Consider the following 18,836-nt stretch of genomic DNA (forward strand, 5'->3'; position numbering starts at 1 on the left):
GGTTCCACTCTGTTTAGGTTAAAACCCCAAACTCTTTGGTTGATAACGGTCAACCTGACCGCTTTAGACTACTAGTATTTTCACCTAAAGACTCCGAGGGGCAACGTCAGACAAAAGCAAACCATCACTTCCAGCCTAGGTGATGTTCTCTAGTGATTGCTTCATTTACCTGATGATTCCTCATCTACGCTATTGCTCTATTCTTTATACGTTCTATTTTTCTACATCTTGATGCAAAACTTGACGTAAACGTGTTGACACAACATCTAGCCCTAACAGCTCAATTGCTTGTGGTAGTTCTGGCCCGTGCATTTGACCTGTCGTTGCGACACGAATTGGCATAAACAAGCCCTTGCCTTTCACACCAGTTGCCTTTTGAGTATGCTTGATAGCTTTTTTGATTTCAGCCGCTTCAAATGATTCTAATGCGACAAGTTCAGTTAAGAAGTGGCTTAGAACGATGGATACATCATCATTTGAAAGAATCTCTTCTTCTTTTTCACCATAAGCAATTTCTTCTTGGAAAAATAATTCTGTGAGTTCAACAATCTCTTGACCGTAGCTTAGTTGATCTTTATACAGTAAAATCACCGCTTCTGCCCAGCTTCTTTCATCAGCTGTCATATCTTCACTTAGTTTACCGGATTCTATTAAGTGCGGCATTGCTAAGTCAATCACTTCTTGTTCTGATAGTTGTTTAATGTATTGATTGTTCATCCACTTTAATTTGACTGGGTCAAAGATTGCAGGGGACGTTGATAACCGATTGGCATCAAACATCTCAATAAATTGTGCTTGAGTAAAGATTTCTTCTTCCCCAACCGGCGACCAGCCAAGTAGGGAGATAAAGTTAAACATCGCCTCAGGTAAATAACCTAAGTTTTTATACTGCTCGATAAATTGTAAAATATGTTGGTCTCGCTTTGATAATTTCTTACGCTCTTCGTTTAGAATTAATGTCATATGACCATAACGTGGCGCTGTCCATCCAAAAGCATCAAAAATCATCATCTGTTTTGGTGTATTTGAAATATGTTCTTCTCCGCGAAGAACATGAGAAATAGCCATTAAATGGTCATCAATAACAACCGCAAAATTATACGTTGGTACACCGTCTTTTTTCACGATAACCCAATCACCGAAGTCGCTTGACTGGAAGGTAATATCACCACGTACTAAGTCATTAAATATATACGTTGCATCTTTAGGTACACGGAATCGAATACTATATGAACGCCCTTCAGCTTCAAATGCTTTCACTTGCTCATCCGTTAAATTACTGTGCGCACCTGAATACTTCGGTACTTCACCGTTCGCTTTTTGCGCTTCTCGTTCTGCTTCTAATTCTTCTTCTGTCATATAACATTTATATGCTAGATTACGATCAAGTAGGTCCTCTACATATTTATTATATAAATCTAACCGTTCCATTTGACGATAAGGGCCGTATTCTCCGCCGATGTCTGCCCCTTCATCCCATGTAAGGCCTAACCATTTTAGGTAGTTTAACTGACTTTCTTCTCCACCTTCAACATTACGCTTTTGGTCAGTATCTTCGGTACGGATAATAAATTTCCCACCTTGATTTTTTGTGAATAAGTAATTAAATAGTGCCGTTCTTGCATTCCCAATGTGTAAATGCCCTGTTGGACTTGGAGCATAACGTACACGCACGTCGTTTGTCATTTTTGTATGTTCCCCTTTCGTCGTTTCCACATATCTTTTTTTATTTTATCACTTTTTCTTATCAATTGCCTTAAATATGCGTGATTTCTCTTAATTTATGGCCACAAAGAAAAAGTGATAACGCTCGTTATCACTTCACTCTTCTTTATTGTTATACCTCTTTTATTGAACTTTTTCAAGTGCTTTTGGCTTAGCAAAAATCATCCGACCTGCTGATGTTTGTAAGACGCTCGTAATTAAGACATCAATTGTTTGATGAATATAATTACGTCCTTCTTCCACAACAATCATCGTTCCGTCATCTAAGTACGCGACGCCTTGATTTTGCTCTTTTCCATCTTTAATTACTTGCACGACCAATTCTTCACCTGGTAACACGACCGGTTTGACCGCATTCGCTAAGTCATTAATATTTAAGACAGGCACATTTTGAAACTCACAAACTTTATTTAAATTAAAGTCATTCGTCACCACGATACCGTCCATAACTTTTGCTAGTTTGACGAGCTTACTATCGACTTCTTGAATCTCTTCAAAGTCCCCATCATACATCTCAACATCGACACCAATCTCTTTTTGAAGACGGTTTAAAACGTCTAATCCTCGACGACCACGGTTCCTTTTTAGCGCATCAGATGAATCTGCAATATGTTGAAGTTCTTCTAATACGAACATAGGAATAATAAGCGTACCTTCTAAAAAGGCTGTCTGACAAATGTCGGCAATCCTACCATCAATAATAACAGATGTATCCAACAACTTAGGTTTAACACTTGGTTTGTCGTTCGTTACATCATCTGTTACTTTTTGTTCTTTATCCTTTCTCTGAATCAAGAATAAAAATTCATCCCGGCGCTTAAATCCTACCTGGAATCCAAGATAACCGAGTAACGCTGTTACAAATAACGGCCCCACTTGTGAAATAACTAGGATATCAAACTCTTGAATAGGTCGGGAAATCATAAAAGCTACCACGAGACCGACAATCAAACCAAAACTTCCAAAAAACAAGTTCGTTAACGGTGCCTTCATCAGCACCTCCTCTAGCCATTGAATAAACTCTACAATGTGGTCAACAAACCAAAAAGATAATAAATATAAAATAAGTGCACCTAGCACAAGACCTACATAAGGAGCAATATACACCCGGTCAATAAAGCTACCACTTAAGAAACTCACCGCTTTCACTAACGCTGGAAAGTACAAAAATCCAATCGTTCCCCCAGTGACAAGTATAAACAATTGCACAAATCTTTTTAGCACCACATTCACCCCCTTATACATTTTCTCTGACAGTTACAGTGTTGTCAGCTTTTCACTATTTTAATCATATAGTTATGAGAAAAATCACTTTTTAGTATCGATACGAACACGCTCAGTCACTTAATGTCGCCTTTAGTGCTTGTTGAATAGACTCAACCCCAATGACTTCAATATCACCTTTAATAACTAAGTCATCCGCATTTCGTTTGGGAATAATCGCCCGCTTAAACCCTAACTTTGCCGCTTCTTGCACGCGTTGCTCCATTCGTGAAACGCGACGTATTTCACCCGTTAATCCAACTTCACCAATTAACACATCGTGCGCACGACACGGTTTGTTTTTGAAGCTGGAAGCGATACTGATTGCTACAGCTAAATCAATGGCTGGTTCATCAAGTTTGACGCCACCCGCCACTTTAACATACGCATCTTGATTTTGCATCATTAAACCGACCCGTTTTTCTAATACCGCCATTAACAATGGCACCCGGTTATGATCGATCCCTGTTGCCATCCGACGAGGATTACCAAAGCTCGTTGGCGAGATAAGTGATTGAATTTCAACGAGGACAGGACGAGTACCTTCCATCGAAGCGACAACACAAGACCCTGCCACACCTTCAGAACGTTCTTCTAAGAAGATTTCCGATGGATTCAGCACTTCTTTTAGTCCTTCTTCTTTCATTTCAAAAATACCCATTTCATTGGTGCTACCGAAACGATTTTTTACCCCGCGTAAAATTCGAAAACTATGATGCCGCTCACCCTCAAAATATAAAACGACATCAACCATATGTTCAAGCATACGCGGACCCGCAATTGCCCCTTCTTTTGTCACATGACCTACAATGAAAATTGGGACATGCTTTGTTTTAGCGATCCGCATCAATTCACTCGTACACTCTCTTACTTGAGAGACGCTACCAGGTGCACTCGTCACTTCATCTTTAAAAATCGTTTGAATCGAGTCAATCACGATAAAGTCTGGTGATAACTGTTCGATTTGTGCCTTAATTAAATTTAAATTCGTTTCAGATAGCACATATAGTTCATCACTCATCGCCCCGAGACGATCAGCTCTTAACTTCGTTTGGCGAGTGGATTCTTCACCTGAAATATATAGAACAGTAACCTTCTTATCTGCAAGTTGTTGCGAAATTTGCAAGAGCAAAGTTGATTTACCAATCCCAGGATCCCCACCAATTAAGACGAGTGAACCCGGCACTACACCCCCACCTAACACACGGTTAAACTCTGGCATTTGCGTTAAAATTCTTGTCTCTTCTTTCGTTTCTATCGAGGTGATTTTTTCAGGTTTTTGACTCGTATTCGAGCCAATTCCCGTATGTTTTGGTGATGAAGTCATCACCATTTCCTCAACTAATGTATTCCATTGTTGGCAACTTGGACATTTCCCCATCCATTTTGCACTTTCATATCCACATTCTTGACAGACAAATCGCGTCTTTGACTTTGCCATACACTCACCTCTTATTTGCTATTATACATGATTTCCAACTGCTCATGGTTACAAACGAATAAATTAATTGTGTAAAAAAGATGGAATTTTCGAGACTCTTCTTCAAAGAAACTAATTTAAACAGACAAAAAGACACCTTTAAGCAAAAGGTGCCTCTACCACATTTATAGGGTCATTAACCGTTCACGCTGTTTCAATTCCCGGCGAAGTATTTTTCCACTAATTTGTGTTTTTGGTAATTCTCTTAGTACTTCTATTTCCTTAGGTGCACTATGAAACGATAACTGATGCTTCACAAAGGTTTTAATATCGTCAATTAATGCTTCATTGTCTACTGCATGATCATTTAAAGTAATAAACGCTTTGACAATCTCACCACTGATAGGGTCTGGCTTGCCTATCACACCCGCTTCTTTAACAGCGGGGTGCTTTATTAAGGCGCTTTCCACCTCAAAAGGCCCAATTCTTTCCCCACGCGCATTAATCATATCATCCACACGACCTGAAAAGAAAACATAGTCCTCATCATCTTGATAACATAAATCACCAGATAAATAATACCCAGATGCATTAAAATAACTGTTATACTTCTCTTCATTCTGCCAAATTGTATGCATCAGTCCCGGCCATGGTGCTTTTACTGCAAGCTCACCAACTTCACCACGAGGCACTTCTTTGCCACTCTCGTCAAGAATTTTTACAGTAATCCCAGGAAACGGACGACCCATTGAACCGGGTTTGATTTTCGCAGACGGTAAGTTCACAACAATATGACCGCCGGTTTCTGTCATCCACCATGTGTCATGAATTCGCACATGTAAGGATTTATTCGCCCATTCAATTACCTCTGGATTAAGTGGTTCGCCAACACTTAAGATGTGTCTTAGTGAATCTAGTTGATACGACTCAAACAGTCTACCTTCTGCTTTTAATAATCGAAAAGCCGTCGGAGCACTATAAAGAATCGTCACTTTAAGTCGTTCGATAATCGCGTACCATTCATGCGCACTAAATCGGCCTTCTTGAACGACGACCGTCGCTGCATTGAGCCACGGGGCGAATAAGCCATAAACACTCCCAGTTACCCATCCTGGATGCGAGGTACACCAATAAACATCCTCCGACTTAATATCCAACACCCAACGACCAGATAATTGATGATGAATATACGCTCGATGTGCATGAATAACCCCTTTGGGTTGGCCAGTTGAACCGCTAGTGTAATGCATTAAAAATGGCGTCTCGGGAGTAGCCCAGTATACATACTCATCTGCTTGATTTAAATCGGCAAAGTCCTCTCCATAAAAAACGTGTTTTATTGATGGAATAGTTGGATAGTCAATCCGTTTTTCAAATGCTTTTGTCGTAATAAGTACCGCGCCAGCACTATCATTGATACGCTCGTGGATAGCATCCATCATAAATCCTTCAAACAGAGGTACTACAATGGCTCCAACTCTAATGGCGGCCAACATCGCAAAATAGTTTTCAGGATTTTTAGGTAAAAATACATACACCCGCTCACCAACTTTTACTTGATGCTTTCTCAACAGATAAACGATGCGGTCAATTTTTCCTTTCACCTCAGAAAATGTATATGAAACGACCTGTCCAGCCTCTACATGATGTAACGCTATCTTTTCTCCTAATCCTTGTGCGACATGTTGATCGACGCAGTAATAAGCTACATTCACTTTTTCTTTTTGATGTTTTTTTTGGTAGTCAGTAAAACTAAATGTACTGTAGGTCGTTTCGTAATGAGATAAATGATAATCTCCAGGTTTATTTAATAAGACCATTTCCATCCCCCCATTCATTGGTCGGTCATTCTACATGTAGTGTTTTTAAAATCTTTTCTTTAAGCCCCTTTAAACCATCACTGGTTCGCGTTCGAGGTCGCGGCTGAGTTACTTCCACTATTTGTTGAATCGTCCCTGGTTGACTTGATAGAACCACAATGCGATCAGCAAGATAGAGTGCTTCATCAATATCGTGTGTGACCATCACCATCGTGGTTTTATACTTCGCTTGAATCTTCAGTAATAAGTCTTGTAACTCGAGTTTAGTAAAGTGATCCAGTGCACTAAACGGTTCATCTAACAACAATACTTCTGGATCACAGACGAGCGCCCGTGCAATGGCCGCTCGCTGACTCATACCACCTGAGAGTGCTTTAGGATAAATATATTCTTTTCCTTTTAATCCAACATACTGGATAAAGCGATGTACCCGCTGCGACGTCTGTTCATCGTTTTGTTTCAAACCAAATTGAATATTGTCTATCACATTAAGCCAAGGCAACAACCGGGGTTCTTGAAAAATAAAACCAATTTCCTCTCGCACACCTGTCAGCGGGGTCCCCTCAAAGTAAATCTTTCCACTATATTCCTGGTCCAATCCAGATAATGTCCGCAGTAACGTACTTTTACCACAACCGCTTTTACCCAGCAGACAGATGACTTCACCCTTTTTAATCGTTAAATTAATCTGTTTAATGGCGGTAACTGTCTGAAACGACCTAGAAACATTTTCTAATGTTAGTGTCATTTACTTTGCCCCCTCTCTAATGTGTCCTGCCAATGAAGTAGTTTGGTTTCTAAGGATTTTAATGTGCCATCAGTAAATTTACCGATGACAGCAAACAAGATAATACTTACTAAAATCGTATCCGGCTGCAATGTATTTTGACCTAAGATAAGTAAATAACCGAGACCTTCACTCGCACCCATCAGTTCTGATGCAACAACGAACATAAAACCAAGACCAAGGCCTGTTCGTATCCCTGTGAAAAAAGCTGGCAAGATAGCTGGAAGAATTATTTTCGTTATTTGATACCGTTTGGATAATCCAAAGATTTGTCCCACTTCAAGCCACTTACGATCAACTGACACAATACCTGAAAGTAAATTTAAGTACACTGGGAAGAATACCCCTACCGCGATCATCGTTATCTTCGATGATTCACCAATACCCATCCATAAAATAAAGAGTGGCACCCACGCAAGTGATGGAATTTGTCTTAATGCTTGAATGGTTGGGTCAATTAGTTTTTCTAATAGTGGCCAAAAGCCAACGAGAATACTAATGAAAACAGCGACGGATGTCCCAAGTAAAAACCCCATAAATACTCGAAGAATTGTTGCCATAATATGCGGAACCAACATCCCACTTTGAAAAAGATCTATACCTTTTAAAGCTACTGCTGTTGGTGCTGGAAGCTGATAACTTTCAAACACGCCTATACGACTAAGACTCTCCCACAATATTAAAATACCTAATGGAAAAACTGCACCGATGACTAATTTCTTTAACATAATCACAAAGTTTACTTTTTCGACCTTAATAGTAGGATATAATGTGTGATGAATGTCTTTTTCCATAAAATCTCCTCTTTATTCAATAATATTTCTAGCAATTTCAGGGTTGATCAAACGGTTTACTACTTCTTCTAAATCATGGTCTTTTCCTATCACTTCGCCTTCTTGGAGTACTTTGCCCGCTTCAATAATATGATCGATGTGAATTAGGCTAGGCACTGGATTCGAAAAGTCATTACGCTCAAGCTGTTTTTCAGCAACGTCTTTTGATATTTCTGCCTTTTGACTAATAAGCGCCACTGCTTCTGTTGGATTATCAATAATCCATTGTCTTGCTTGCTCATACAAGCCGATGACCTCTTCTACATACTCTGGGTATTGTGCTAAAAAATCACTCCGAACATTTAAAAACCCATACGTATTATAATCCGGTTCTCTAAAGAATAACTCGGCTTGTTGATCAAGTTCTAATTTAGCCATGTGCGGGTCTAATCCAGCCCATGCATCCACTTGATTTTGAGTTAAACTGACCGCGCCATCACCATGTTGTAAATTAACAAGCTCTATATCATCTGCAGATAAACCATGAGCATCAAGAGCACGGAGTAAAAATATATAAGGATCCGTTCCAATCGTTGCAGCGACACGTTTGCCTTTTAAATCTTCTACCGACTGTATCTCACTGGACGCGTTGGTCACGAGGGCTGTCCATTCTGGTTTAGAAAAAATGTAGACTGTTTCAATAGGTGAACCATTCGTTTTTGATATGAGGGCAGCAGCTCCAGCAGTGGAACCAAAATCAACACTGTTAGAGTTTAAAAACTCTAAGGCTTTGTTGCTGCCTTGACTAAATGCCCACTCTACGTCAATACCTTTTTCTTTAAATAAAGCTTCTACCCAACCAAATTCATGCAACACAAGACTTGTCGGTGAATAATGAGCATAATCTAACCGAATCTTCTCTGGCTTTCCTTCCTCTGCTTCTGATTGGTTACAACCTGCTAGTAATATCGCGACCAAGATAATGGCTAATACAACTATTTTTTTCATGTGATTTAATCCCCTTTGTTTAGTTTTTATTCAGACAATGCACAGCTTGCGCCTTTAGATCTCACATTGATACGTCACAACACTTCCTCTTAGGCGCTGTGCTTCTTTAAATGTACAGCGATTATGGACAACATCTAGTCCCGCTTCTATTGCCAACCGACAGGCTTCATCATTGATCACACCTTCTTGTAACCAAAATACTTTAGGTTTTACCGGAATCGCTTCTTGCGCTACACTTACGGCAGCTTCTGGTGCACGAAATACTTGGACAATATCTATTGGCTCAGTCACACTTTCCAAGTCCGGATAAGATATTTCACCTAATATTTCAGTTTCTCTCGGGTTAACTGGAATGATTTTGTAACCGAGGCGCTGCATTTTTAACGCTAACCGATAACTAGGTCGCCCTTTTTTACCACTTAGCCCAACAACCGCAATCGTCTTAGGTTTTACTACACCATCTTCTGTCTTATGACTCGAGGCAAGCGACCACCGAATGACAGCTTCATCATTAATTTTAATTGAACGAGGCCCTTCTAACGCGATTCCTGTCGCAACCGTGAGTGCACGGTCTAAATCATGAATCAAATCATCAATATGTTCAAGCCCTACAGAGAGTCTAATAAGATCTTCTGTCACACCCGTTTCTTTTAACGCCTCTTTTGATAGTTGCTGGTGTGTCGTTGATGCCGGATGGATAATGAGTGATTTTGCATCCCCAACATTCGCAACGTGTGACCATAAGCTGACTGCATCAATTACCTTTTTCCCTTCATCTCTTCCACCTTTTATTCCAAAAGTAATAATTGAACCGAAACCATTATTTAAGCGTTGTTTCGCTTTTATATGGGATGGGTGTGAAGAGAGGCCCGGATAATTCACCCAACTAATTGCCGGGTGTTTGTCTAAATAGGTTGCTAGCCTTAACGCATTTTCATTATGGCGCTCCACACGTAAATGTAATGTTTCTAAACCTTGTAGTAAGCGAAAAGCTGAATCGGCACTTAAGCAGGCACCAAAATCACGTAACAGTTGAACACGTAACTTAACTGAAAAAGCAAGGCCACCAAATTCATTCGCATAACGAATATTGTTATAACTTGGGTCTGGTTCAGTAAACGCTGTAAAATTTCCTTTTTGCCAATTAAATCGGCCGCCATCAACGACGATTCCACCGATGGTTGTTCCGTGTCCTCCTATCCATTTTGTCGCCGAATGAATGACAATATCTGCACCTTTTTCGATTGGCCTAATTAAATAAGGTGTAGCGAATGTATTGTCAATAATCAGTGGAATATGATGACGCTTCGCAATCTCACTTACGCCCTCCACATCGAACACATCTAAGTTCGGGTTGCCAATAATTTCACCAAAGATGGCTTTAGTTTTATCGGTTATCGCTGATTCGAACGATGGTAAATCATTTGGGTCAACGAAGTGGACTGTGATGCCATAACGTTTTAATGTTGTTTTAAATAAGTTATACGTGCCGCCATATAAGTTAATGGCTGCCACAATCTCGTCACCTGTCTCACATAAGTTAAGGATAGACAGTGTAATAGCAGCCATACCTGAAGCTGTAGCAACTGCGGCAACGCCGCCTTCAAGTAAGGCGACTCTTTTCTCAAAAGCATCGACGGTTGGGTTACCAATACGAGAATAAATATTACCTGTTTCTTCTAAACTAAATAGTTTTTCAGCATGCGTCGTATCTTGAAAAACAAATGAAGTTGATTGATAAATAGGAATGGCTCGTGCGCCTGTTGTCGCATCAGGTGCTGTGCCCCCGTGTAGCGATAATGTGTCAAGTTGGTATGAGTCATGTGTCGTCATTGTCATTCTCCTTTTCCTCTTCTTTTTTCTGTTGAATTAGTCATTTTAAAAATAAAAATGTCCTTTAAGCACCTTGGATGCTTAAAGGACATAATGTCACAGTTTATCATCCAAAGTACATTGTACTTTGCTGGTAGGGGCACCTTAGCTAAAAGCCAGGTTGCCGTGAAGTCGTTGAGCCAGATCTCTCGTTCACTCTTGATAATTATTTATAAAATTTTGAATAAACTGATTATAGCATAAAATACCGACATGTCTAGTGTGTTTTAAAAAGTTTTTTTAGTTTTTAAATAAAATGAAGACCCTCTGACAAAAAAAGAACTTAACCCCTGCTTTAAGCAAATGGTTAAGCTCTAGTGTTAGTTATTTAATTTAAGATAATAAATTTACCTTTACTATTAAGGCCGATGCGCGTTGTCTCACCTTTTTTGATTTCATCACGAAGCAACGCTTCTGAGAGCAAATCTTCAATATTTTTTTGGATAGATCGACGAAGCGGTCTTGCCCCGTATTCTGGGTCAAAGCCTTCTTCAGCAATTTTTTCAACCGCTTTATCCGACATAGTAAAATCTAAATCTTGTTCGTTTAAGCGTTTCTTCAGCTGTTCTAACATTAATGTGACAATATCTTTCATATGTTGTTTCTCAAGTGAGTGGAAGACAATCGTTTCATCAATCCGATTTAAGAATTCTGGCCGGAAAGCTTTTTTCAATGCTTCGGTCACTTTTGATTTCATATCTCGATAATCACGCGTTTCATCTTCTAAGTTAAAACCAACATATTTATTTTGTTTTAACTCACTTGCCCCCACATTTGATGTCATAATGAGTACGGTATTTCTAAAATCAATCAGGCGTCCTTTAGAATCCGTTAATCGACCATCTTCTAATACTTGAAGTAAAATATTAAAGACTTCCGGGTGAGCCTTCTCAATCTCATCAAGTAACACAACCGAGTAGGGTTTACGACGAACTTTCTCCGTTAATTGACCGCCCTCTTCATAACCGACATACCCTGGAGGTGAACCTACCAGGCGTGATGTATTGTGTTTTTCCATATATTCACTCATATCAATGCGAATCATCGCATCTTCATCCCCAAACATCGCTTCTGCTAAAGCGCGGGCTAGTTCTGTTTTTCCAACACCAGTTGGTCCGAGGAAGATAAATGATCCAATAGGACGCTTAGGATCTTTTAATCCTGCTCGTGCGCGACGAATCGCTTTAGAGACCGCATCTACCGCTTCTGCTTGGCCAATAACGCGGCCGTGTAGTGTTTCTTCTAACTGTAATAAACGATTACTTTCATCTTTGGTTAAAGACTTAACAGGGACACCTGTCCAAGTTGAGACGACTGTTGCAATATCATCTGGGACAACTTCTGAATCAACTTGGCCCTGTTTTTCTTTCCACTTGCCTTTAGTTTCTTCTAATTCTTGGCGCAACTTTTGTTCCGCATCTCTAAATGATGCAGCTTTTTCAAATTCTTGGCTTTGAACAGCGGCATCTTTTTCTTTTTTAGCTTCTTCAAGGCGTTGTTCTAGCTCTTTTAAGTTAGGTGGTGCGGTATAAGAGCGTAAGCGCACCCGGGAACCCGCTTCATCAATTAAGTCAATCGCCTTATCTGGTAAGAATCTATCGGTAATATAGCGATTTGATAAGTTTACCGCAGCCTCAATGGATTCATCAGTAATGGTTACACGGTGGTGAGCTTCGTATCGATCACGCAAACCTTTTAAGATTTGAATGGATTCTTCTGGTGTCGGCTCATCTACTTGAATTGGTTGGAAACGACGTTCTAAGGCTGCATCTTTCTCAATATGTTTACGATACTCATCTAATGTTGTTGCACCAATACATTGTAGTTCTCCACGCGCGAGCGAAGGTTTAAGAATGTTTGATGCATCAATGGCACCTTCTGCACCTCCAGCACCGACTAAAGTGTGTAATTCATCGATAAATAAAAGTACATTCCCTGCTTGGCGAATCTCTTCCATCACTTTTTTAAGACGGTCCTCGAATTCCCCACGATACTTTGTCCCGGCAACAACTGTCCCCATGTCAAGCGTCATGACACGCTTGTCGCGCAATAATTCAGGTACATCATTGGCCACAATTTTTTGTGCCAATCCTTCTGCAATCGCTGTTTTTCCAACACCAGGTTCACCAATTAGTACGGGATTGTTTTTGGTCCGTCGACTAAGTACTTGAATGACGCGCTCAATTTCTTTCTCACGACCAATAACCGGGTCAATATTCCCCTCTTTGGCAATAACTGTTAAGTCTCGAGCTAATGAATCAAGCGTAGGTGTCTCAGCCGTGTTATTTTGTGACTGGCGACCGTTTCCTTTTCGGTTTGATTCTGATGCTCCTAGTAGTTGTAAGACTTGTTGACGCGCTCGATTTAAACTAACATCTAAATTGCGCAATACCCGAGAAGCAACGCCTTCATCTTCCCGAATTAGCCCAAGTAAAATATGTTCTGTTCCGACGTAGCTGTGGCCAAGCTTTCGTGCTTCATCCATAGACAATTCAATCACTTTTTTCGCACGGGGTGTATAATGAATGGTTTGTGACTGTTTTTGACCTGCTCCTATAAGTACTTCCACTTCCTCCTGGATGTCTTCAAACTTCAATCCAAGTGATGTTAGAGCTTTTGCCGCAATCCCATCCCCTTCTTTTATTAGTCCAAGTAAAATATGCTCTGTCCCTATATTCGTATGGCCCAAACGAATAGCTTCTTCTTGTGAAAGGGCTAGTACTTTTTGGGCGCGTTCTGTAAATCGTCCAAACATCATCGCTGTTTCCTCCTTTAGTCTTCTATCTCTAACGTCAATCGCTCACGTATCATTGCTGATCGCTTCTGATCACGCTCATGTTGATTTAAGTGACTTTTCGCATACTGCTGTAAGAACGCTGGTTGGGTTAATACCATTAATTCACTTAAAATCGTTTTAGATATATCAGTTATATACCCTACATCTATACCCAATCTAACATCGGATATACATTTTGCTGCTTCTTTTGATTCAATTAATCTACTGTGCTTTAAAACCCCATAAGATCGGTAGATTCTATCTTCCAATTCCAGAGCAGAGTTCTTCATCAACATCTTACGAACAGCACGTTCATGATCAATGAGTTTAATAATAACGCTTTGCAAATTATCGATAATGTCACGTTCAGTTCGACCTAGTGTCACTTGATTAGACACTTGATAAATATTACCCAGCGCTTCAGTGCCTTCACCATAAATTCCCCGGACAACTAAACCTAACTGATTAATAGCTGGGATCATTTTTGATAATTTATTTGTCATAGACAACGCCGGGAGATGCACCATGACTGAAGCTCTTAAGCCCGTACCAACATTTGTTGGACATGTTGTTAAATAGCCATATTTCTCATGAAAGGCAAAACTTAAACACGCTTCCACTTCATCATCTACCTGAAAGGCTTCTTCTAGCGCTTTTTCAAGTTGTAATCCTGGGAAGTACAATTGCATGCGTAAATGATCTTCTTCATTAATCATAATCGATAACTGCTCATTTGTAGAGAGTAACACACCGCTATGATGCGCATGTTCCACTAAGTATGGGCTGATCAAATGTTTTTCTACAAGTGCATGTGTATCAAGTGAACTGATGTCATCTAATGAGAGATACTGCAAGTTCTCATAGTGACCAATTGATTGACCACTGAGACTAGCCGTAATGGCATCATTTACTTTTTTCATCATCTCAGCTGGTGCCTTAAGAGGAAAAGGATAGTGACTTAAATTACGTGCCAATCGAATACGCGTGCTTAAGACTATATCATCTTGAGGCCCTCCACTTTGCATCCATGGGCTAATCGCCTGATCAATAAAGGATTGAAATGACATATTAATGGTCCTCCTTTGTCTCAGTACGATCATTTTCCAATGCTTTAATCGCATCACGGATATCAGCGGCTTCTTCAAAACGCTCATCATCAATAAGTGCTTTTAACTGTAATCGATAATCTTTAATTTGTTGACGCCTCGATTGATAAGCATATTCTTTTTTAGGTACTTTTCCTGTATGCGTCGTATTCCCGTTATGTACCCGTTTTAAAACGGGTTCAAGTTCTGAACTAAATATTTCATAACAATCTTTACAACCAAATTTATAATTCTTCACAAACTGTTGCTCTGTCATTTGACAAGTTGGACACACAAGCATTTCTTCAGCTAATTTATTCTGTTGGGTAGTGATCTTTTTATTAAAATTAAATAAGTCACTTAACAAATCATGAATAGGATAGTGATCATTTTGTTCAATCAATCCTTGTTCCAACGCACACGTATGACACAGGTGCTGAACATGTTTATTTCCATGAATATACCCTGTGAAGTGCAGTGTCGCTGGATGTTTATGACAGTGTTCACATTCCATCTCGCTTCCTCCAAACGTTAAAGATCTTCATGATACTTCAAGGTCGTTAACATGGCACTTAATATGCGTGCCCGTATCTCATCACGGTACGGTAATTTAAAACGTAACGTTTCACGATCAATTGCCGCTTTCATTAACTTTGCCTCACGCAGTGTAATAAAATCAGCTTCTACTAAGCGTGTAAGAACGGCTTCACTTACAGATTGAGATACATGTGGCTTTATTAAGCTAATCAACTCGTCTAATAAGATGTTTTGATCGTTCTCTACAGCGCGTTGAATTCTAATGTATCCACCTCCACCACGTTTACTTTCAACGAGGTAACCTAATTCTTTCGTGAAACGCGTGTTTATAACGTAATTAATTTGTGAGGGCACACAAGAAAATTGATCAGCTAATTCACTTCGTTTTATTTCTACATGATTATGCTTCGCTTCTTCTAGAATCATTTTTAAATGCGCTTCAATTATATCTGAAATGTTACGCATAATCCTCTTCCTTGTATATTATATTTAAGGTTTTAGTCTTCCGACTTTGAAAGGAAAACCTTATGAACCTGAGTTATTTCTTAGTTGGTATTTCCTCAATCTCTTTTCCTTCCTAGATGAAGCCGATTATTTCATCCATGTGATTAACCCCATTCAAACAGACGGGTGGAGAAAAGGTACTGAAATTCGAAAACGAAAGACTGACATCATTGATTCGATATTAATAGCCGACCTTATTCGTTACGGTTCATTTAAAGATACCGCTTTAGCGAATGAAGCCATATTCTCCTTACGTCAATTAACCCGTTATCGATCGTACTTAGTTGGAACAGCTGGTGATTTCAAACGCAAAATTATCGCCGTTTTAGACCAAGTTTTCCCTGAGTATGATACGGTCTTTTCAAAAGTTGGCCTGTTTTGGAAAGATTCAAAAGCGGTACTTCTTGAATACTCCACACCCGATGCATTTAACGAGATTACTGCTAATACTTTAGCCGAAACGCTTCGTTTAGCGAGCCGTAATCGCATAGGACTAGTCAAAGCTGAAACATTAAAAACAGCTGCTTCAAAGTCTTTTGGTATTCGATTTGCACAAGATGCATTCACTTTCCAACTACGCTCAATGATTGAACAGCTAAATTTTCTAGAGGAACAAATAAAACAAACAGAAGAAGAAATAAATCAATTGATGGCTTCCATTACTTCTGTAATTGAAACAATTACAGGTATCGGTCCAATTACTGGCGCAACGATATTAGGTGAAATTGGTGATATTCATAATCTAATCGCAATTGTTGCCGTTTCTAGAAAACTGTGTTACATCATCCATGCGGTTTTAACTAAAAATGAATCGTATGAAATTCGTCAGTAAATAAAAAATACCTTTTCTGATGTTTATTTGGTGTGCCTTTATTTCAGCATATTTATCAGAATTAATTTTGGTTTTTACTTGACTTTATATAGTTAGTCTTTCTTGACTTTGACTATCTTTGACTTTGTCTATATTTTATAACGCTCACATAAAAGATGCAACTGATATCAACCGTGATATACTTCTCTCACATCATCGAGTTTAGATAATACCACAACCAGTTCACTTTTATTAATGGCCTTGCTTAATATCACATCTGTTGTAACGATTGGATAGTCGCTCTCATCCGTATTCACATTAATGTTTTGAATAACTACACCGTTTTGATTATATTTTTTTAAAATTTCTTCAATTGCTTGTACTGAATTGACCGCTATACTCAGTTGCGCCGATTGTCCTCTTTTGGTGAGTCGTTGTTCAAAATTATTTAAAAAGATTAGACTAAGTAAGATAATGAGTGTCGTTAAAATCGCTACACCGTACATACCTATCCCAACAACCAACCCAAGACCAGCAACGGCCCAAATAGATGCTGCCGTCGTTAGTCCTTTCACAGTCATACCGTTAACAATAATTGTTCCAGCACCTAAGAAACCAATCCCACTCACAACATATGAGGGAATCCTTGCAGGGTCAAAATTAACAAATGCTTCATTTTCAACTAAATAATCTGTAAAACCATATAATGACATTAACATTAATAGTGTCGCACTAACACCAACCAGGATATGCGTTCTAAATCCCGCAGAATGTTTATTTATTTCTCGCTCAAAACCAATTAACCCCGAAAGAACTAATGCTAATACTAGACGAATACTCATTGTTAAAAAATGTTCTCCTAAAATAATCTCTAACATAGCTTTCTCCTCACATAATTCATTTAAAAAAATAGATCGCCGTCACGGTGATCTATTTCTTATATAATATTAGATTATACCTTTAATTTATCGCTATTTATTTTCCTTTAACCAGGAAATAGCCATCGTACCATGACCAGCATGAACGCCCGCAACAGGTACTAGTGGTTCAACTTGAATTTTTAAATTCTCATACATTTCTAGTAATTCTTTTTTCCATGCTTCCGCCTTTTCTTTTGCCCCAGCATGCATAATACCTAACTCTTTTAATTCACCCGTTTTATATGCTTGTTCGATGGCTTGAAAAAGATAACGAACGGCTTTTTTCTTACTTCTAATTTTATCATCAATGATAATTTTACCGTTTTCAAAACGCAACACGATATTAATACTCAGTAGATTAGCAAAAACAGATTGTGCTGTACTCACACGCCCACTTTTACGCATCTGTTCTAAGCTCTGTGGAAGAAGGTACATTTCTAAATGATCTGTATAATGACGAATGGTCTCCACAATCGTTTCACTAGCTTTTCCTTCTTGCGCCATAGCAACACCTTTTCTTATCATCTGCCCTAACGCAAATGAACCTACTTTTGAATCAATGACTTCAACATCTAAATCAACCATTTGTGAAGCACTGACAGAACTTTGATATGTACCCGTTAAAGCACTTGATGCATGAATAGCAATAACTTTATCGTAAGATCCTTCACTTGCCAACTGCTCATATAGCTCTACAAACTCACCATATGCGGGTTGGCTTGTTTTAGCACCTTCTCCGAATTGTTTTAACAGTTCATAAACTTCTTCTTTACTGATTTCAATATCCTCACGATAAGAAATGTTATTAATATTAACAATCATTGGCATAACATGAAGATTATTTTCTTTAATATATGCTTCTGGTAAGCCACATGTACTATCCGTCACCCATGCAATTTTTTCCATTAGAAATACTCCTTTTACACACAGCTACTGCCATGTTTTATTGTTCTGATTCCTTTACTATAGCATACTCTATGCTGTTCTCCAATATGAAGATACCGCTCTTTCTACATCAATAATAGTTCTTTAATTTCATTAACTACCGTTAACCAATCTCTGAACCCATGAAGATTTTACGTAAGTATTTGTGATAACTTAGCAATGACTTGTACTTATGTATGTATTCAGTTAAACGTAGCATCAGCAAAAAGTTTGATTGCATAGCTCACCTTCTTCTGACAATGTACACTATATATTATAACACAAAAACACCCTTTTAAGAAAAATCTTAAAAGGGTGTTTTAATTGCTTAGCGACGTCCTACTCTCGCGGGGCTTAAGCCCAACTACCATCGGCGCTGAAGAACTTAACTGCTGTGTTCGGCATGGGAACAGGTGTGACCTCTTCGCTATCGTCACTAAACCATATAGGGTTATACCCTGAAAACTAGATAAGAAGTAAACAATCATCAAACAAAAATTTAGTTAAGTCCTCGATCGATTAGTATTCGTCAGCTACACATGTCACCATGCTTCCACCTCGAACCTATCTACCTCATCGTCTCTGAGGGATCTTACTCTTTACAGATGGGA

At 39.1% G+C, this 18,836-nt stretch carries 15 protein-coding genes, 2 rRNA genes and 1 riboswitch; of the genes, 1 reads left to right on the plus strand and 16 read right to left on the minus strand.

Features of this window, described 5'->3' with window-relative positions; genetic code table 11:
• Positions 1–213: 213 nt before the first annotated feature.
• The 12 genes from gltX to BM163_RS07800 all read right to left on the minus strand — a co-directional run bounded on the left by gltX (position 214) and on the right by BM163_RS07800 (position 15,531).
• On the minus strand, positions 214–1,686 hold the full coding sequence (gene gltX, locus BM163_RS07745; RefSeq protein WP_089801868.1) for a glutamate--tRNA ligase: 1,473 nt from the start codon (positions 1,684–1,686) through the stop codon (positions 214–216).
• Positions 1,687–1,848: 162 nt separating this feature from the next.
• Positions 1,849–2,949 (minus strand): PIN/TRAM domain-containing protein, encoded by a 1,101-nt coding sequence (locus tag BM163_RS07750; protein ID WP_089801870.1) that lies wholly within the window; start codon positions 2,947–2,949, stop codon positions 1,849–1,851.
• A 112-nt stretch (positions 2,950–3,061) separates the two neighbouring features.
• Positions 3,062–4,429 (minus strand): DNA repair protein RadA, encoded by a 1,368-nt coding sequence (radA, locus tag BM163_RS07755; RefSeq protein ID WP_089801872.1) that lies wholly within the window; start codon positions 4,427–4,429, stop codon positions 3,062–3,064.
• 164 nt (positions 4,430–4,593) lie between these two features.
• A complete protein-coding gene (locus BM163_RS07760) occupies positions 4,594–6,228 on the minus strand; it encodes an AMP-binding protein (RefSeq protein ID WP_307725327.1) in 1,635 nt (544 codons plus the stop codon).
• 25 nt (positions 6,229–6,253) lie between these two features.
• Positions 6,254–6,976, minus strand: a complete 723-nt coding sequence (locus BM163_RS07765; RefSeq protein WP_089801874.1) for an ABC transporter ATP-binding protein — start codon at positions 6,974–6,976, stop codon at positions 6,254–6,256.
• The gene (locus tag BM163_RS07770) at positions 6,973–7,809 is read right to left on the minus strand and encodes an ABC transporter permease (RefSeq protein WP_089801875.1); all 837 of its coding nucleotides are present in this window, start codon (positions 7,807–7,809) and stop codon (positions 6,973–6,975) included. The genes BM163_RS07765 and BM163_RS07770 overlap by 4 nt, the downstream gene beginning before the upstream one ends.
• Positions 7,810–7,821: 12 nt before the next feature.
• Complete coding sequence (locus tag BM163_RS07775) at positions 7,822–8,796, minus strand: aliphatic sulfonate ABC transporter substrate-binding protein (protein WP_089801877.1); 975 nt, start codon at positions 8,794–8,796, stop codon at positions 7,822–7,824.
• Between the two features lie 54 nt (positions 8,797–8,850).
• Positions 8,851–10,629, minus strand: a complete 1,779-nt coding sequence (locus BM163_RS07780; protein WP_089801892.1) for a PLP-dependent aspartate aminotransferase family protein — start codon at positions 10,627–10,629, stop codon at positions 8,851–8,853.
• A gap of 100 nt (positions 10,630–10,729) precedes the next feature.
• Positions 10,730–10,837: riboswitch (SAM riboswitch) on the minus strand.
• 159 nt (positions 10,838–10,996) lie between these two features.
• The gene (locus BM163_RS07785) at positions 10,997–13,426 is read right to left on the minus strand and encodes an ATP-dependent Clp protease ATP-binding subunit (RefSeq protein WP_089801879.1); all 2,430 of its coding nucleotides are present in this window, start codon (positions 13,424–13,426) and stop codon (positions 10,997–10,999) included.
• A 14-nt stretch (positions 13,427–13,440) separates the two neighbouring features.
• Positions 13,441–14,511: a protein-arginine kinase McsB gene (mcsB, locus tag BM163_RS07790; RefSeq protein WP_089801881.1), complete on the minus strand. Its 1,071-nt coding sequence runs from the start codon at positions 14,509–14,511 to the stop codon at positions 13,441–13,443.
• Between the two features lies 1 nt (position 14,512).
• Positions 14,513–15,043 (minus strand): UvrB/UvrC motif-containing protein, encoded by a 531-nt coding sequence (locus tag BM163_RS07795; RefSeq protein WP_089801883.1) that lies wholly within the window; start codon positions 15,041–15,043, stop codon positions 14,513–14,515.
• A 17-nt stretch (positions 15,044–15,060) separates the two neighbouring features.
• Positions 15,061–15,531: a CtsR family transcriptional regulator gene (locus BM163_RS07800; RefSeq protein ID WP_089801885.1), complete on the minus strand. Its 471-nt coding sequence runs from the start codon at positions 15,529–15,531 to the stop codon at positions 15,061–15,063.
• 46 nt (positions 15,532–15,577) lie between these two features.
• On the opposite strand from BM163_RS07800, the gene BM163_RS07805 reads away from it, so the two are divergent.
• Entirely contained in the window at positions 15,578–16,402 is an 825-nt protein-coding gene (locus BM163_RS07805; protein WP_229675518.1) for an IS110 family transposase, read from the plus strand.
• Between the two features lie 167 nt (positions 16,403–16,569).
• Here BM163_RS07805 and BM163_RS07810 read toward each other — a convergent pair whose 3' ends face one another.
• From BM163_RS07810 to BM163_RS07825, 4 genes are all read right to left on the minus strand, one after another.
• A complete protein-coding gene (locus tag BM163_RS07810; RefSeq protein WP_089801887.1) occupies positions 16,570–17,259 on the minus strand; it encodes an MgtC/SapB family protein in 690 nt (229 codons plus the stop codon).
• A 93-nt stretch (positions 17,260–17,352) separates the two neighbouring features.
• Positions 17,353–18,207 carry a DegV family protein gene (gene fakB / locus BM163_RS07815; RefSeq protein ID WP_089801889.1) on the minus strand — a complete coding sequence of 285 codons (855 nt, stop codon included), beginning with the start codon at positions 18,205–18,207 and terminating at the stop codon, positions 17,353–17,355.
• A 344-nt stretch (positions 18,208–18,551) separates the two neighbouring features.
• Positions 18,552–18,666 (minus strand): 5S ribosomal RNA (rrf, locus tag BM163_RS07820).
• A gap of 58 nt (positions 18,667–18,724) precedes the next feature.
• Positions 18,725–18,836 (minus strand): 23S ribosomal RNA (locus BM163_RS07825); the annotation flags it as partial.

Source organism: Halolactibacillus alkaliphilus, assembly GCF_900115465.1.
Lineage (GTDB): Bacteria > Bacillota > Bacilli > Bacillales > Amphibacillaceae > Halolactibacillus > Halolactibacillus alkaliphilus.

Excerpts from the sequence above, each read along its gene's own strand:
- gltX (WP_089801868.1), bottom strand. The coding sequence starts at position 1,686 with ATGACAAACGACGTGCGTGTACGTTATGCTCCAAGTCCAACAGGGCAT.
- radA (WP_089801872.1), bottom strand. The coding sequence starts at position 4,429 with ATGGCAAAGTCAAAGACGCGATTTGTCTGTCAAGAATGTGGATATGAA.
- BM163_RS07760 (WP_307725327.1), bottom strand. The coding sequence starts at position 6,228 with ATGGTCTTATTAAATAAACCTGGAGATTATCATTTATCTCATTACGAA.
- BM163_RS07765 (WP_089801874.1), bottom strand. The coding sequence starts at position 6,976 with ATGACACTAACATTAGAAAATGTTTCTAGGTCGTTTCAGACAGTTACC.
- BM163_RS07770 (WP_089801875.1), bottom strand. The coding sequence starts at position 7,809 with ATGGAAAAAGACATTCATCACACATTATATCCTACTATTAAGGTCGAA.
- BM163_RS07775 (WP_089801877.1), bottom strand. The coding sequence starts at position 8,796 with ATGAAAAAAATAGTTGTATTAGCCATTATCTTGGTCGCGATATTACTA.
- BM163_RS07780 (WP_089801892.1), bottom strand. The coding sequence starts at position 10,629 with ATGACGACACATGACTCATACCAACTTGACACATTATCGCTACACGGG.
- BM163_RS07785 (WP_089801879.1), bottom strand. The coding sequence starts at position 13,426 with ATGATGTTTGGACGATTTACAGAACGCGCCCAAAAAGTACTAGCCCTT.
- mcsB (WP_089801881.1), bottom strand. The coding sequence starts at position 14,511 with ATGTCATTTCAATCCTTTATTGATCAGGCGATTAGCCCATGGATGCAA.
- BM163_RS07795 (WP_089801883.1), bottom strand. The coding sequence starts at position 15,043 with ATGGAATGTGAACACTGTCATAAACATCCAGCGACACTGCACTTCACA.
- BM163_RS07800 (WP_089801885.1), bottom strand. The coding sequence starts at position 15,531 with ATGCGTAACATTTCAGATATAATTGAAGCGCATTTAAAAATGATTCTA.
- BM163_RS07810 (WP_089801887.1), bottom strand. The coding sequence starts at position 17,259 with ATGTTAGAGATTATTTTAGGAGAACATTTTTTAACAATGAGTATTCGT.
- fakB (WP_089801889.1), bottom strand. The coding sequence starts at position 18,207 with ATGGAAAAAATTGCATGGGTGACGGATAGTACATGTGGCTTACCAGAA.